This is a genomic window from Rhizobium sp. LjRoot254 (genome assembly GCF_964254105.1).
Classification (GTDB): Bacteria; Pseudomonadota; Alphaproteobacteria; order Rhizobiales; family Rhizobiaceae; genus Rhizobium_E.
Map to the genome: position 1 here is coordinate 4,633,432 of NZ_CAXUSM020000001.1, position 14,555 is coordinate 4,647,986.

Consider the following 14,555-nt stretch of genomic DNA (forward strand, 5'->3'; position numbering starts at 1 on the left):
GTTTCCCGGACGAGTTCAGGCTATCGTGACGCCGTAAAGCGCGAAATGGCGATCGACCGTCAGCAGGCTCAAATCCTCGGTCATCGCCTGGGCGATGAGCATGCGATCGAACGGATCGCGGTGGTGGTGCGGGAGGGTGCGGACGGCTTCTATATGTGAAACTGTCATCGGCAGAATTTCAATGTCATATTCCCGCAAAGTCTCGATGACATCAGCTTGAATTTCAAGCTTTCCAATCGATGTCTTGATCGCGATTTCCCAGAGAGACACTATGCTCACATAGATGAGCGATCCATCAGCAACAATCTGCTGGTATTTTCCCGGGAGTTTGGCGTCTCCTTCCATGGCCCAAATGAGGATATGCGTATCGACGAGAAAGCGTCGCTCGCTCATTTCATATATTCATCCCATTCGGGTCCAAGCTCGTCAAAGTCATCCGCCATCCACGTCTTGCCCTTCAAAGCGCCTAAAATGCTCTTCTTAGGCTTGGAATCTGTCACAGCACCGACTTCCGCGATTTTCTCGCCATTACTGGTCACGACGATATGCTCGCCAGCCTTCGCGCGGCGAACCAGTTCTTCCAGTAGTTCCTTGGCGTCCTTGACTGAGACGTTCATTGCGAGACCTCTACAGCATCGGCTGATTGCCAACAATATAATCCGCCGTCATCGCTTAGGCAAACACGCCGCCTCAACTCTTCGAAAACACGTAATTCGTTTCCTGCCTCAACACCTCGCCGGGGCGGAGCACGGCATTGGGGAAGCCGGGCTGGTTGATGGCATCCGGCCAGATCTGTGTTTCCAGGCAGAAGCCCGCGCCTGGTGGGTAGCTTAGGCCATCCAAACCCGGAACCTCTACATTCATTTTGAAGGCCGCGTAGAATTGGACACCGGGTTCGGTCGTGTGGACATGCAGGTTTATGCCCGATTTCGGGCTCCTGGCATGCGCGACATGACGCTTTTCCACACGTTCATCCGACAGGCAGAAATTGTGGTCGTAGAGCACGCGCTGGCCATTCTCCTCCTGGATGATCGGCTTCATCACACGGAAATCGAAGGGCGCGCCCTCGACGGATTTCGGGCCGCCTTCGGGTATCTGCAGCGCATTGGTGGGAAGGTAGCTATCGGCTGCGATCATCAGCTCGTGGTCGGATGTATCGTGGCCGTCGGTTAGTGAGAAATAGCTGTGCTGGCAGATATTGGCGATCGTCGGCGCATCCGTGATGCTCTCATAGACGGCGGAAAGCACGCCGCCCGGCTTCAACTGATAGGTCGCGGTAACAGTGCAGTTTCCGGGATAACCGGCGCGGCCCGAGGGATCGACGACCTTGAGCGTCACGCGATCGTCTGCGAGGTCGATGATCTCCCAGTTCTGGTTGGCGATACCATCAGAGCCGCCATGGAGATGGGTCACACCCTTCTCGTTGCATTCGAGCTGGTATTCGTGGCCGTCGATCGTGAAGCGGCCATTGGCGATCCGGTTCGAGCCACGGCCGGGCGTGGCGCCGAAATAGGGCGAATGGTAGAGATAATTCGGCATGTTCTCATGGCCGAGCACAAGCGGCGCGGCATGGCCTTCGAGCCTGAGATCCTGGATGATCGCGCCCCAGGTCAGCACTTTGGCGCTCAGCCCACCGCCGTTCAGGAAAACACGGGTCACGGTTTCCCCATTACGGCCTGTGCCGAATGTCTCGCTCTTTGCCATCTGGTCTCACTCCCGGAATGCTCGGCAGGGAAATTGTATGATTTTTCAGCCAGCCGCAACAACAGAAAACCCCTCTCGACGCCGAAGCGTCAAAAAGGGGTTGATAAGCATCTCGATATCCCGAGATCAGCGGGTGGGAACGGGGACGGCACCGCGATAATCGTAGAAGCCGCGACCGGATTTGCGACCCAGCCAGCCGGCCTCGACATATTTGACCAGCAGCGGGCACGGCCGGTATTTCGAGTCGGCGAGACCGTCATGCAGCACCTGCATGATCGACAGGCAGGTGTCGAGGCCGATGAAATCGGCCAGTTGCAGCGGACCCATCGGATGGTTGGCGCCGAGCTTCATCGCGGTGTCGATCGCATCGACAGAACCCACGCCTTCATAAAGCGTATAGATCGCCTCGTTGATCATCGGCAGCAGGATGCGGTTGACAATGAAGGCCGGGAAATCCTCGGCGACGGTGATCGTCTTTTCCAGCGAACCGACGAATTCCTTGGCCGCGGTGAAGGTCTTCTCGTCGGTGGCGATGCCGCGCACGAGCTCGACCAGCTTCATCACCGGCACCGGATTCATGAAATGGATGCCCATGAACCGCTCGGGCCGGTCCGTGGCCGAGGCCAGCCGCGTGATGGACAGCGACGAGGTGTTGGTGGCGAGGATCGCCTCGGGCTTCAGGACAGGACAGACCTGGTTATAGATCTTGCGCTTGGTCGCCTCTTCCTCGGTGGCGGCCTCGATGACGAGGTCGGCCGAAGCCAGGTCGTTGATGTCGGAGGAGCCGGAGATACGGGCGAGCGCGGCCTTGCGCTCTTCTTCCGTGATCTTGCTGCTTGCGACCTGGCGCGCCAGGTTTCCATTGACAGTGGCGAGCGCGGTCTCGATCCTCTCCGCCGAGAGGTCGTATAGCTGCACGCGGTACCCGGCGGCGGCTGCCACTTGGGCGATGCCGTTGCCCATCTGGCCCGCACCGATAATGCCAACCGTCTTGATTTCACTGCCCATCATGTTTCCCGTCGAACGCCCGGCGTGCTTTTTTGCTTGAAGTACCGGATAATAGATGCCGCGCATGCCATTTCGCAAGCCCAGCTATTGATACTTCCCTTCCCTGACCAATTCCAGCCTTTTTTCGCATTTGCGAAATGACTTATCCGGCATGGTGAAGACGCGTGGCGAAGCAAAACAAAACCCCCGGGGCGGACTGCCTTGCCGGGGGGTCCGTGTGTCTTCGGATCAGGCTCAAAGCGCCTTTTCGAGTTCCGGCAGGGCCTCGAAGAGGTCGGCGACGAGGCCGTAGTCGGCGACCTGGAAGATCGGGGCTTCCTCGTCCTTGTTGATCGCGACGATGACCTTGGAATCCTTCATGCCAGCGAGATGCTGGATCGCGCCCGAAATGCCGGCTGCGATATAGAGGTCGGGTGCGACCACCTTGCCGGTCTGGCCGACCTGCCAGTCGTTGGGAGCGTAGCCCGCATCGACGGCAGCGCGCGAAGCACCGACTGCGGCGCCGAGCTTGTCGGCGACCGGCAGGATGAACTCCTTGAACTTCTCGGCCGAACCGAGTGCACGGCCGCCCGAGATGATGATCTTGGCCGAGGTCAGTTCGGGACGATCCGACGACGACAGCGCGTCGCCGACATGGGACGAAAGGCCCGGATTGGCTTCGGCGGCGATCGTCTGGACGGTGGCGGAGCCACCTTCCGCAGCGGATGCGAAGCTCGCGGTCCGGACGGTGATAACCTTCTTGGCTTCGGTCGACTGCACGGTCTGGATGGCGTTGCCGGCATAGATCGGGCGCTTGAACGTGTCGGCCGACACGACATCGGTGATCTCGGAGATCTGCGGCACGTCGAGCAGGGCTGCGACGCGCGGGAAGACGTTCTTGCCTGAAGTGGTCGCAGCGGTGATGATCGTGTCATAGCCCGCAGCCATGGCAACGATCAGCGCAGCCAGCGGCTCGGCCAGAAAATGGCCGTATTCGTCGCTTTCGGCGAGCAGGACCTTGGAGACGCCGGCGAGCTTGGCGGCCTGGTCGGCGACCGATTTGACGCCCTTGCCCGCGACCAGCACGTGGACATCGCCACCAATCTGGCTGGCGGCGGTCAGTGCCTTGTTGGTCTGGTCGGAGAGATGAGCGTTGTCGTGATCGGCAACAAGAAGAATAGTCATTGTTATTGTTCCTTATCTTGCTTGTTGTGGATCAGATGATGCCGGCGGACTTGAGCTTTTCAACCAGCTCGCCGACCGACTTGACCTTGACGCCGGACTTGCGGCCCGAGGGTTCCTCGGTCTTGACGACCTTGAGGCGCGGCGTGACATCGACGCCGTAATCGGCGGGCGTCTTCTTGTCGAGCGGCTTCTTCTTGGCCTTCATGATGTTGGGCAGCGAGGCGTAACGCGGCTCGTTGAGGCGGAGATCCGAGGTGACCACGGCCGGCAGCTTGACGTTGATGGTCTGCAGACCGCCATCGACTTCGCGGGTGATGTTGGCATTGTCGCCATTGATCTCGACCTTGGAGGCGAAGGTCGCCTGGGCCCAGCCGAGCAGTGCCGACAGCATCTGGCCGGTCTGGTTGGAATCGTCATCGATCGCCTGCTTGCCGACGATGACGAGGCCGGGCTGTTCGGCTTCGGCGACGCCCTTGACGATCTTGGCAACGGCCAGAGGCTCGACCAGTTCGTCGGTCTCGACCAGGATGGCGCGATCCGCACCCATGGCGAGCGCGGTACGCAGCGTCTCTTCGGCCTTCGCCGGACCGACGGAGACCACCACGACTTCCTCGGCCTTGCCCGCTTCCTTTAGGCGCAGCGCTTCCTCAACCGAGATTTCGTCGAACGGATTCATCGACATCTTCACGTTGGCAAGCTCGACGCCCGAACCATCGGGCTTCACGCGGATCTTGACGTTGTAGTCAACAACCCGCTTCACGGTCACGAGAATCTTCATGGAGGTCCTTCCCTAACAAGAGTCCGGCGGAAAATGCGCTATTTACGCCCTTTCCTGATTGTCTAGGCGCGGCATAGTCATGCGCCATTCTCGCCATCGGCCGGTGAATATTCAGCATTTGGCGATGTCGCAACCGGAATATAGAGCGGCCCCGTCGAGGTCAACATTGCCAGCAGCGGCTTCAATCGATTTTAACGACCCCAATGGGGTGGAGTTTTTTGCGGCGCCTCGACCGTCGCCGGATCACTTTCTGTGTGCTCGACAGCCTTGGGGCTGACGATGGCGCGATCGAACAGCGGCACGCGCCAGCGCTTCAGGACCGGCGTCAGCACCAGGCCGGAAAGAATGCCGCCGGCATGCGCCGCCCAGGAGACATTGCCCTCGTTGTCCACCACCAGCATGTAGAATTGCTGCAGGATCCAGAAAATCAGCGGGATAAAAGCCGGCAACGGCAGCGGAATGCGCCAGAGGATCAGCACCCATATCCGCACCTTGGGATGAAGCAGGAAATAGGATGCGACGACGCCCGAAATCGCGCCTGATGCGCCGATCAGCGGGCCTGTCGAATGCGGATCGAGAAAGCCATGGAACCATGCGGCCGCGGCAGCACAGAGCAGGTAGAAGATCAGGAATTTCACATGTCCCATTGCGTCCTCGACATTGTCGCCGAAGACCCAGAGGAACAGCATATTGGTGGCGATATGCCAGAAATCACCATGCAGGAAGGCATAGGTGATGTAGGTATAGTCCTCGGGTATCAGATAGAGCGAGGGATCGAGCTGCCGGTTGTCGAACAGCAGCGCCGGGATATAGCCCAGCCCCATCGAGGCACGACCCGAGAACTCGTCGGTCGCGGCAAAGCCGGTCACCAGCCATATGGCGACATTGATGACGATGATGGAGATGGTGACATACTGGACGCGGATATGTTTCAGCGCATTGACGTCATAGAGCGGCACGAACATCTGCGGCTTGATCTCCCCTGCGGCGAGTTACGTGTATTAGTAGCCTTGTCCAACCCTTCCCCACAAGAGGTCGCCAGCGATCGAGGCTGTTGTCGAAACGCTGTCGCTACATTGACGAATTGGTCACCTTTACACGACAGATTGCTTATCGATTTTGGGGGAACTTTGTTGCCGATTATTTCGAAGAAGGTAACTCCACCGTTCGCGATCGGGGCCTTGATAGTCCACCTCGTCCTCTTCTGGATATCGGCTTGGCTCGCACGTTTTGGCATAATGCTGCGCGGAACGGTTGGAGCAGAGATGCCAGCCGATCTTTGGGCTTCCGACTACGTATCGATCGCCGCATGGAGCGGTGCCGTAGCCTTGATGTATGCTGGCTTTATCGTATTCTGGGCTAATTACGGTGTCGGAGTAATTGCCATTTGCAAATTCATAAAGAGCAAAGGCTGGAATATCTTATGGTGCGGCCCTGTGATTGCCATTTACGCGAATATTTTCTTGTATCAGGCAGTGATGTTTTTTCTCATGAAGCCGGTGTGAGGATAACGACTGCTACCTATTCTTCCCTGGCACCCACAGCACATCCGCCTCGCCCTTGCGGTTGGCATGCCGCGCGGCCACGAACAGGAAATCCGAAAGCCGGTTGGCATATTTCAGCGCTTCGGGGCTGACGATCTCGCCCTCGCGTTCGCCCAGCGCCACCATCAGGCGCTCTGCGCGGCGGGAAACGGTGCGGGCGAGATGGAGATAAGCCGATAACGGCGAACCACCCGGTAGGATGAAGGAATTGAGCGGCTTGAGTGCGCCGTTGAGGAGGTCGATCTCGTGTTCGATGCGTTCGGCCTGCGCCGCCACGATGCGAAGCGGTTCCCACTCCATTTTCTCGCCGGTATCCGGTGTCGCGAGATCGGCGCCAAGATCAAAAAGATCGTTCTGGATGCGCGGCAGCATTTCAGCGAGCATCGGATGGGCGCCGACATGCAGCATGGCGAGGCCCAATGTCGCATTGGTCTCGTCAACCGCGCCAAAACATTCGATGCGGAGATCGCTCTTGGAGCGGCGCGGGCCGGTGGCGAGGCCCGTCGTGCCGTTGTCGCCGGTGCGGGTGTAGATCTTGTTGAGCTTTACCATGCGTTCAGCGCCACCCAGGGAGACATCAATATTATCAGGCTGGCCGGCCTCCGCCGGTCAGCCAGAGCGTCAGCATGATGAGCGCAACCGCGATGGCCTGGAGGATGACACGCGTCTGCATGAGCTTGTTCGAGGTGTTTCCGGACCCGCCCTTCAGCATATTCACCAGGCCGCGTATCAGCACGACGACGACCGCGAACATCACCACGATGGCGAGGAAGTAGGTTACGGTACCCATGACAGTGGTCCTTATAGTCAGCCCAGGCTTCCCATGATCCTGTAGAACAGGCGGGAGGGCAGAAGCCGCTTGAGCAGCACCCCGCGCTTTGCGGGTTTCGTGACTATATAATGGGGCCTGGGCCTCGGCGACGTCAAGGCGTGCTTGAGGACTTCATAGACCGCTTCCGGTCCGAGCTTGCCCTTTGCCCCGGACAATTCGCCGCGGAGGCGCTTGAGCTGGCGCGCGTATTCGACTTTGTGGACGGTATTTTCGAGATCTATATGCGCCTCGACCGCCTTGAGGCAATTGGCCATGAATTCGGAACGGATCGGGCCGGGCTCGATCAGGCTCACTTCGATGCCGGAGCCGCGAAGCTCCATCATCATGGTGATGGTCAGGCCCTCGAGCGCGAATTTCGAGGCATTATAGGCACCGCGCCAGCGGAACGGCACCAGGCCGAGGATCGACGAGCAATTGACGATGCGGCCATGGCCCTGGGCGCGCATGACCGGGATCACCCGCCGTGTCAGCTCGTGCCAGCCGAAGACATTGGTCTCGAATTGCAGCCTCAGCACATCGGTCCTGAGGTCCTCGACCGCGCCGGGCTGGCCATAGGCGCCGTTGTTGTAGAGCGCGTCGAGCCTGCCGCCAGTGCGGGCGAGCACCTCATCGACCAGGGCATGGATGGAAGCGGAGTCGGTATAGTCCATCAGAAAGGTCTCGATGCCCTCAGCTTCGAGAGTGGTCCGGTCCTCGTCACGCCGGACGGTGGCGAACACCCGCCAGCCATCGAGTTTGAGCGCCCGGGCTGAGTAAGCGCCGATGCCCGTTGATGCGCCCGTGACGATGATCGCCGGTTTTTGATCCATTTGCCGATGCTTCCTGTACAATTGGGTGGTTGTTTCCCATATTCGGCATTGCCTGCGCAATGGCCTCAACGAAAGCGCGCGCTAGCGCGTTAAATGCATGAACAGACCCAGCGAGGTGGAATGCCGCTTTTTCTCCGGATCATATGGAAAGTCTGCTTCGACGCATTCTGGCACTTCACCGAGGATGACGGCTGGGCGATGGCGAGCCATGTCGCGCTGTCGATCCTGCTGGCGATCTTCCCATTCCTGATCTTCGGCACGACGCTGGCGACCTTTCTCGGCGCCGACCAGTTTTCGGAAACCGCCGTCCACCTGATCTTCGACAACCTGCCCGCGACGATCGCCGATCCGATCGCGCGCGAGGTGACGCAGGTATTGACCATACCGCGCGGCGGGCTGCTGACCATCTCGGTGCTGGCGGCCTTCTATTTCGCCTCCAACGGCGTGGAAGCGCTGCGCATCTCGCTTAACCGCGCCTACCGGGTGGTGGAGCCGAGGCCGTGGTACATCACCCGGCCAATCAGTCTCGGCTACGTGCTGGCGGCGGTGATGGCGCTGGTCATGCTGTCGATTTTCCTGGTGGCCGCGCCGCTGGCGCTAAGATATGCCGGGCGCTGGGTGCCGTGGGCTACGGACCTCTTGATCGTCGTCGATAGCTGGTCGAGTTGGGGCGCCTTTGCGACGGTGCTTATCGCACTCCTCGTCTGCCACCTATACCTGCCGGCGGGGCGAAGGCGGTTCCTCGATGTCGTTCCGGGCATCGTGCTGACCATCCTCGCCTGGATCGGCGGCGCCTTCATCTTCGGCTACTATATCGGCAGCTTCGCCAATTATGCCGCGACCTATGCGGGCCTGGCGTCGATCATGATCGCGCTGGTGTTTCTCTACATGACCGGGGTGATCTTCATTCTCGGCGCCGAGATCAATGCCGCGCTGTTGAAATACCGCGTACGTGACCTCATCGCGCGCGGTTCACGCGATCGGGAGTCCGAGCCGGCGACGGATCCCTGACGGGGTCTCGCCGGCCTCGCGCAGCGTGCGGATACCTGTCGAGGCGATGCTTTTCGAGAGCTTCTGGCCTGATTCGTCCTTGATCAGCGGATGATGGTAGTAGGTGGGCGCCGGCAGGCCGAACAGGACCTGCAGCAGGCGGTGGACATGGGTGGCGTGGAACAGGTCCATGCCGCGCACCACGTGGGTCACACCCTGCAGGGCATCGTCGAGCACGACAGAGAGATGGTAGCTCGAGGGCGCGTCCCAGCGGCACAGCACGACATCGCCCCAGACGGATGGGTTGGCGGGGGTGGATTGGGGGGTGCCAGTGTTGGTTTCGGTCCAGGTGAGGGTTCTGGCGCTGCCCCTCATCTGCCTGCCGGCATCTTCTCCCCGTAACGACGGGGAGAAGGGACTTGTGGCACCGCTTACGTTTCCAGCGTCCCCTCTCCCCGTTCTTACGGGAAGAGGGTTAGGGTGAGGGGCATTCCCAATCTGGGCCAGCGCCTTCTCCATATTCAAACGCCACATATGCCGCTCCCCGCGCGCGATCCGCGCCTCTGCCTCCACCGGGTCAAGATCCCGCTCGCCGGTCGGATAATGCGGCGAACCATCCGGATCGTATTTCCAGCGACCGCAATTCCGCTCGTAATCCCCTACATGTGCCTTCACTTCGGCGCGAGAGAGGAAGGCCGGATAGACCAGTCCCCGTGATTTCAGTTGATCGAGCGCCGCCTGATACTCTGCAACATGCTCTGACTGACGCCGAACCGGCTCTTCCCAATCGAGTCCCAGCCAGCGCAGGTCGTCATATATCTGCCCTTCATATTCCGGCCGGCAGCGGGCGGGGTCGATGTCCTCGATACGCAGCAAGAAGCGGCCTCCCACTTCTTTTGCCATGTCGAAATTGAGGATCGCCGAGAGCGCATGGCCGAGATGCAGTTCGCCATTCGGGCTGGGCGCGAAGCGAAAGATCGGCCGTTCCGTCATGCGGCCTTCTTCTTGAAAACCGTGCCGGAGACAGCCAACAGGGCGCCGCCCGGAACCAGAACGCAGGCGAGCAGAACCTGCCATGTGGCGTCGGCAAAGCCGGCCGCGATCAAAGCAAGCGTGGACAGGACCGGGGCAGCATAGCTCGCCACGCCGAGCAGCTGGATGTCACCTTTCTTGACACCATAGTCCCAGGCGTAAAAGGCGAGACCGACCGGGAATATCCCGAGACCCAGGATCGCCAGCCATTCGGTCGATGCGGTGGGCCAGACTGTCGTCTCGAGGAACAGATGGCTGATCGCCGAGAGGATTGATGTCGCCAGGCAGAAACCGGTCACCGCATCCGTCGGCACATTGCCGAATCGGCGGCTGAGCAGCGAATAGCTCGCCCAGGTGATCGCGCAGGCAAAGGCTGCGGCATAACCCATATAGCGCTGGGTGTCGGTGAACTGCTCGGAACCGCCAACGCGGCCGGAGAGAATCAGTGCGGCGCCGGCAAAGCCGATCAGCGCGCCGATGATATGGACGGCCCGCAGCCGTTCGCCCGGCAGCATGGCGGAGCCCAGCACGATGAACAGCGGCCAGAGATAGGCGATCATGCCCGCCTCAGCCGGCGGCGCGTTCCGGAGTGCCGTGAAATAGAGGAAATGATAGCCGAACAGGCCGATAATGCCGGTAGCCCAGGCCGCGACCGGCTGCTTCAGCAGTTTCAGCCGCTCGGGTCGCGCGATGAACAGGATGATCCCCGGCAGCGACCCGATGGCGAAGCAGATCGCCGAGAGCTGGAACGGCGGCATCTTGCCGGAGGCGGCTGTTAACAATGCCAGCAGCGACCACATCAGGATCGCGGAAAAGCCTATCGAGGTCGCGCGCATATTCACCGGAAAGCTCTCCTTGAAGCCGGATTATCCGTCGAAATGCGTGGCCTTCATGGTGAGGGTGCCAAACCTTGTCGGGACGGAGAAAAACACCGGAGCATATACATTCATCCGCTCCGTCTTCGCAAACCAGATTTCCATGCTCTTCAGGCGGCGCAGGAATTCGGCCTCGGCGCTGCCCTTGCGATAGCCCGCGAGCGGCTTGTATTGCATGCCGCAGACCACGACCTTGCCATCGAAGCCATCGGTCTTGAACGTATCTTCGCGTCGAGGCTCCAGGGTCAGGTCAAGCCTGGTTTCGCCATCATAGACCGGAATCAGCGGCTTGCAGGGATCGCTGCCGCCCGGTTGAATGAGCCCCGCCAAGGGATCGGTCACGGCCTTCAGATCCTCCGGCATCACCGGCACCCAGTTCTTCTGGCGCGAGCGGTCGCGCTGGGGCTCGATGCGGGTCGACACCACATCGCCATCCCTAAATTCGGTCTCGAACAGCCGATGCCGCTTGCCCTTGCGATACTGGAGAAAATAGCGCTGGGACTGCAATCCGCTGTCGCCGATCACCCCCGTCGAGACGAGCTCGGCCGTCAAATCCGAAACCATCTCGCCGACGCCGGCGGACTCGAAATTGACCTGGATCTCATAGAGATTGTCATCGCGCCGGGAATTGAAGCTGGCGCGCGCGAAGGGCAGCCCAGCCAGCTGGATGTCGAAATCCGCACGATGCCGAACCGGCTCCGCCCCTGCCGCCCACGGCACGAAAGCCGTGCAAAACGACAGGAATGTAGCGGCAAAAGCTCTGACCATGATAACGCCCTGCAACGAATGACCCGCACTTACGGATTCTTTGTGTTTTTTCTGCGTGACATATAGGAAGGCTCTCTCAGGAACGCTCCGCCCTGTCAGAAAATTCCTCGAAATCCAAGGATAGTCTTGACAGGTCCGGCCGCTCCAACTATGGAACCGCAACTTCAAAAACAGGCCAGCGGCGCGCGGGCCCGAATTTCGGGTCCGTTTTCAGTTTGTCCGGCTAGATTAAGAGAATAGGTGATACCATGTCCCGTGTTTGCGAACTGACCGGCAAGGGCGTCCTGGTTGGAAACAATGTCAGCCATGCGAACAACAAGTCCAAGCGCCGCTATCTGCCGAACCTCTGCCAGGTGACGCTGATTTCCGATGCGCTCGGCCAGCGTTTCCGCCTGCGCGTTTCGGCACATGCCCTTCGTTCGGTTGAACACCGCGGTGGCCTCGATGCCTTCCTCGCCAAGGCTGATGCCAGCGAACTGTCTATCCGCGCACGCCTCTTGAAGCGCCAGATCGAAAAGAAGGTCGCTGCCTGATTTCAGGCATCCGGTTTTCCGACCCAAGGCTTGACCGGGCGACCGTTCAGGCCTTTTGTCATTTTCACGTGGGCACATCGCCCATCCCGTCGTTCCTCCAACTGGTGGCATCACCCAGGATAAAAAAATGCTGACCCAGCGCTATACCCTCGTCTACATCATGCTGATGACGCTTGTCGTCGTCGCTTCCAATATCCTCGTGCAGTATCCGGTGCAGGGCATGCTCGGCGCGATCAACCTCGCCGACCTCCTGACCTGGGGAGCCCTCACCTTTCCGTTCGCCTTCCTGGTGACGGATCTTACCAACCGCCAGTTCGGGCCCAAGTATGCGCGCCTCGTCGTGCTGTGCGGCTTCGTCGTGGGCGTGGCGCTGTCCTGGTACCTTTCTCTTCCGCGTATTGCGATCGCGTCGGGCCTTGCCTTTCTGTTCGGCCAGATGCTCGACATCTCGGTGTTCAACCGGCTTCGTAGGCAGAGCTGGTGGCATGCGCCGCTCGCAGGTTCCATGCTCGGCTCGATCCTCGACACCGCAATGTTCTTCTCCTTCGCGTTCGCGCCGGCCTTCTCTGTGTTCGGGCCAAACGACGCCTATGCGATCGAACACGCGCCAATCCTCGGCGTCATGGCGGCGGATGCGCCACGCTGGATCTCCTGGGCGCTCGGCGATCTCTCGGTGAAGATGCTGTTTGCGATCGTGCTGCTGCTGCCCTATGGCGCACTGATGAGCACGCTGAAGCCGATGCCCGGTGTGGCGAAGGCCTGAGTTTCAAATTAGAAAGACCCCGCCCCAACCCCTCCCCACAAGGGGGAGGGGCTAGCTTGCCGCACGCTCTTTCCTTAATTTGCACCGCTTCCACTTGTTGCAAGCGTTGATTTGGGTAGAGCGGTGCCACGGGTTAAGTCCCTCCCCCTTGTGGGGAGGGGTTTGGGGCGGGGTCTTACTTAAGAGAAGCAGCCGCTAACGCTTGCTCGGAACCATGTTCTCGAAATAGCGGAATGCGACGACCATGATGCCGGTCAGGATCATGTAGATCAAGGCCAGCAGCAGCAGCGGTTCATAGGTCAGGTAGGTCGCCTGCCTGACCTTGGAAATCACGCCATAGGCATCGACGACGGTGATCGTCGCTACCAGCGGCGTCGATTTCAACTGCAGCACCGTATCGCCGGTCAGGGTGGGCAAGGCGCGGTGGAGCGCGCGGGGCAGCCAGATGCGGCGGAACATCGTCCAAGGTCCCATGCCATAGGATTTTGCAGCCTCGAGCTCGCCACGCGGCACGCCCTTGAAGGCGCCACGCATCACCTCGCCCTCATAGGCGGCGAAGGAGAGCATCAGCGCCAGGAAGCCGTAGGGCCAGGCCTGCCTGATGTAATAGAATATCTCGGGATATTCCTTCCGGAAATCAGGGTTTGCCGCCAGGATCGAGCCGAGCCCGTAGTAAAGCAGCCACAGCTGCAGCAGCAGCGGCGTGCCGCGGATGATGCCGCAGAAACTTGCCGCGAGCCAGCCTAGCGGCTTCGGCCCGGTGACCTGGGCCAAGCCCAGCGGAATGGCGAGGAGGAGGCCGACGATGACGCTCGAGAACAGTAGTGCCAACGTCCGCCCTATACCGACCAGTAATTGGTTCTGATACTGCGGAATCCAGTCCCAGCGCATCGTCGTGGCAGCCAGGATGACGAGCCCGGCGGCAATCAGCATCATTATGACTCGATGCGGCATGAACCAGTTGATGCGCTTGGGCGCAATGGGAACAGCTGGACTGTGGGCGGTGGTGGTGTCGCTCATCATGCCGGCCTCACCATGCCGCGGCCGAAGCGCGCTTCGATGATCTTGATGATCAGGCCCGACACGATCGACACGGCGAGATAGATCGCACCCGCAGTGAGATAGAAGGTCATGTAGTGCTTGGTGCCGCCGGCCGCCTGCCGAGTGGCCAGCGTCAGTTCGGTGAAGCCGACGACCGCGAGCAGCGCTGTGTCCTTGGTTGTCGTCAGCCAGTAGTTGCCGAGGCCGGGAAGGGCATGCGGCAGCATGGCGGGAAATATGATGCGGCGGAAGATCTGGAAGGGGCCCATGCCATAGGAGCGCCCCGCCTCTATCTCGCCATTCGGAACCGCCTTGATCGCGCCGCGTATGACCTCCGTCAGATAGGCACCCAAACAGACGCCGATAACCACGATACCGGCGACAAGGCCGCTGATATCGACCTGGCCGATGCCGATGCGGATCAGCACGGCATTCAGCGCCTCGGTGCCGGCATAATAGAGGATGAGAATGAGGACCAGTTCGGGCACAGCGCGGACAACTGTCGTGTAGACTTCCAGCAGATCGCGGGTGACGACCCCGCCATAGAGCTTGCCCGATGCGCCGAGCAAGCCGATCACCATGCCGAGGGCATAGCCGCCGAAGGCGATATACATCGAGTTGATGAAGCCATCGAGGAGCGTGTGGCCCCAACCGGCCAGAAAATCCAGATTCAAGACAGAAGTCAGGGCTTCATACATGCACGATGTCGCCGCC

At 60.2% G+C, this 14,555-nt stretch carries 19 protein-coding genes; 4 read left to right on the forward strand and 15 right to left on the reverse strand.

What is annotated here, in order from left to right; all coding sequences use genetic code 11:
- Positions 1-15 precede the first annotated feature (15 nt).
- From ACSQ26_RS22890 to ACSQ26_RS22920, 7 genes are all read right to left on the reverse strand, one after another.
- Positions 16-393 (reverse strand): type II toxin-antitoxin system VapC family toxin, encoded by a 378-nt coding sequence (locus ACSQ26_RS22890; protein ID WP_436012977.1) that lies wholly within the window; start codon positions 391-393, stop codon positions 16-18.
- Positions 390-617, reverse strand: coding sequence for a type II toxin-antitoxin system Phd/YefM family antitoxin (locus tag ACSQ26_RS22895; RefSeq protein ID WP_436012979.1), 228 nt, complete (start codon positions 615-617; stop codon positions 390-392). Before ACSQ26_RS22895 ends, ACSQ26_RS22890 begins: the two co-directional genes overlap by 4 nt.
- Before the next feature lie 73 nt (positions 618-690).
- Positions 691-1,704, reverse strand: coding sequence for an aldose epimerase family protein (locus ACSQ26_RS22900; protein ID WP_436012981.1), 1,014 nt, complete (start codon positions 1,702-1,704; stop codon positions 691-693).
- A gap of 126 nt (positions 1,705-1,830) precedes the next feature.
- Complete coding sequence (locus ACSQ26_RS22905) at positions 1,831-2,715, reverse strand: 3-hydroxybutyryl-CoA dehydrogenase (RefSeq protein ID WP_436012983.1); 885 nt, start codon at positions 2,713-2,715, stop codon at positions 1,831-1,833.
- 231 nt (positions 2,716-2,946) lie between these two features.
- Positions 2,947-3,876 (reverse strand): electron transfer flavoprotein subunit alpha/FixB family protein, encoded by a 930-nt coding sequence (locus tag ACSQ26_RS22910; protein ID WP_436012985.1) that lies wholly within the window; start codon positions 3,874-3,876, stop codon positions 2,947-2,949.
- A gap of 31 nt (positions 3,877-3,907) precedes the next feature.
- On the reverse strand, positions 3,908-4,654 hold the full coding sequence (locus ACSQ26_RS22915) for an electron transfer flavoprotein subunit beta/FixA family protein (RefSeq protein ID WP_436012987.1): 747 nt from the start codon (positions 4,652-4,654) through the stop codon (positions 3,908-3,910).
- A 191-nt stretch (positions 4,655-4,845) separates the two neighbouring features.
- Positions 4,846-5,619 (reverse strand): rhomboid family intramembrane serine protease, encoded by a 774-nt coding sequence (locus ACSQ26_RS22920; protein WP_436012989.1) that lies wholly within the window; start codon positions 5,617-5,619, stop codon positions 4,846-4,848.
- A 168-nt stretch (positions 5,620-5,787) separates the two neighbouring features.
- Between ACSQ26_RS22920 and ACSQ26_RS22925 the strand changes: the two genes are divergently transcribed.
- A complete protein-coding gene (locus ACSQ26_RS22925) occupies positions 5,788-6,159 on the forward strand; it encodes a hypothetical protein (protein ID WP_436012991.1) in 372 nt (123 codons plus the stop codon).
- A gap of 12 nt (positions 6,160-6,171) precedes the next feature.
- On the opposite strand, the gene ACSQ26_RS22930 is transcribed toward ACSQ26_RS22925, so the two are convergent.
- Genes ACSQ26_RS22930 through ACSQ26_RS22940 form a run of 3 tightly spaced genes read right to left on the reverse strand, consistent with a single transcriptional unit; the run spans position 6,172 to position 7,839 of the window.
- Positions 6,172-6,750, reverse strand: a complete 579-nt coding sequence (locus tag ACSQ26_RS22930; RefSeq protein WP_436012993.1) for a cob(I)yrinic acid a,c-diamide adenosyltransferase — start codon at positions 6,748-6,750, stop codon at positions 6,172-6,174.
- Between the two features lie 34 nt (positions 6,751-6,784).
- Positions 6,785-6,988 (reverse strand): twin transmembrane helix small protein, encoded by a 204-nt coding sequence (locus ACSQ26_RS22935; protein WP_436012995.1) that lies wholly within the window; start codon positions 6,986-6,988, stop codon positions 6,785-6,787.
- A 17-nt stretch (positions 6,989-7,005) separates the two neighbouring features.
- Positions 7,006-7,839: an SDR family oxidoreductase gene (locus tag ACSQ26_RS22940; RefSeq protein WP_436012997.1), complete on the reverse strand. Its 834-nt coding sequence runs from the start codon at positions 7,837-7,839 to the stop codon at positions 7,006-7,008.
- Between the two features lie 120 nt (positions 7,840-7,959).
- Between ACSQ26_RS22940 and ACSQ26_RS22945 the strand changes: the two genes are divergently transcribed.
- Positions 7,960-8,850 (forward strand): YihY/virulence factor BrkB family protein, encoded by an 891-nt coding sequence (locus tag ACSQ26_RS22945; RefSeq protein ID WP_436012999.1) that lies wholly within the window; start codon positions 7,960-7,962, stop codon positions 8,848-8,850.
- Here the strand turns inward: ACSQ26_RS22945 and ACSQ26_RS22950 are convergent.
- Genes ACSQ26_RS22950 through ACSQ26_RS22960 form a run of 3 tightly spaced genes read right to left on the reverse strand, consistent with a single transcriptional unit; the run spans position 8,812 to position 11,504 of the window.
- On the reverse strand, positions 8,812-9,822 hold the full coding sequence (locus ACSQ26_RS22950; protein ID WP_436013001.1) for a glutamyl-Q tRNA(Asp) synthetase: 1,011 nt from the start codon (positions 9,820-9,822) through the stop codon (positions 8,812-8,814). The two genes, ACSQ26_RS22945 and ACSQ26_RS22950, sit on opposite strands and share 39 nt — an antisense overlap.
- Positions 9,819-10,703, reverse strand: coding sequence for an aromatic amino acid exporter YddG (gene yddG, locus ACSQ26_RS22955; protein WP_436013003.1), 885 nt, complete (start codon positions 10,701-10,703; stop codon positions 9,819-9,821). The genes ACSQ26_RS22950 and yddG overlap by 4 nt, the downstream gene beginning before the upstream one ends.
- A gap of 24 nt (positions 10,704-10,727) precedes the next feature.
- Positions 10,728-11,504 (reverse strand): DUF3108 domain-containing protein, encoded by a 777-nt coding sequence (locus ACSQ26_RS22960; RefSeq protein ID WP_436013005.1) that lies wholly within the window; start codon positions 11,502-11,504, stop codon positions 10,728-10,730.
- Positions 11,505-11,752: 248 nt separating this feature from the next.
- On the opposite strand from ACSQ26_RS22960, the gene rpmB reads away from it, so the two are divergent.
- Both rpmB and ACSQ26_RS22970 read left to right on the forward strand, forming a co-directional pair.
- Positions 11,753-12,037 carry a 50S ribosomal protein L28 gene (gene rpmB / locus ACSQ26_RS22965; protein WP_436013007.1) on the forward strand — a complete coding sequence of 95 codons (285 nt, stop codon included), beginning with the start codon at positions 11,753-11,755 and terminating at the stop codon, positions 12,035-12,037.
- A 127-nt stretch (positions 12,038-12,164) separates the two neighbouring features.
- The gene (locus ACSQ26_RS22970; RefSeq protein WP_436013009.1) at positions 12,165-12,800 is read left to right on the forward strand and encodes a VUT family protein; all 636 of its coding nucleotides are present in this window, start codon (positions 12,165-12,167) and stop codon (positions 12,798-12,800) included.
- Positions 12,801-12,995: 195 nt separating this feature from the next.
- Here ACSQ26_RS22970 and ACSQ26_RS22975 read toward each other — a convergent pair whose 3' ends face one another.
- Positions 12,996-13,823 (reverse strand): ABC transporter permease subunit, encoded by an 828-nt coding sequence (locus tag ACSQ26_RS22975; RefSeq protein WP_436013011.1) that lies wholly within the window; start codon positions 13,821-13,823, stop codon positions 12,996-12,998.
- Positions 13,820-14,539: an ABC transporter permease gene (locus ACSQ26_RS22980; protein ID WP_436013013.1), complete on the reverse strand. Its 720-nt coding sequence runs from the start codon at positions 14,537-14,539 to the stop codon at positions 13,820-13,822. The genes ACSQ26_RS22975 and ACSQ26_RS22980 overlap by 4 nt, the downstream gene beginning before the upstream one ends.
- Positions 14,540-14,555: the final 16 nt, after the last annotated feature.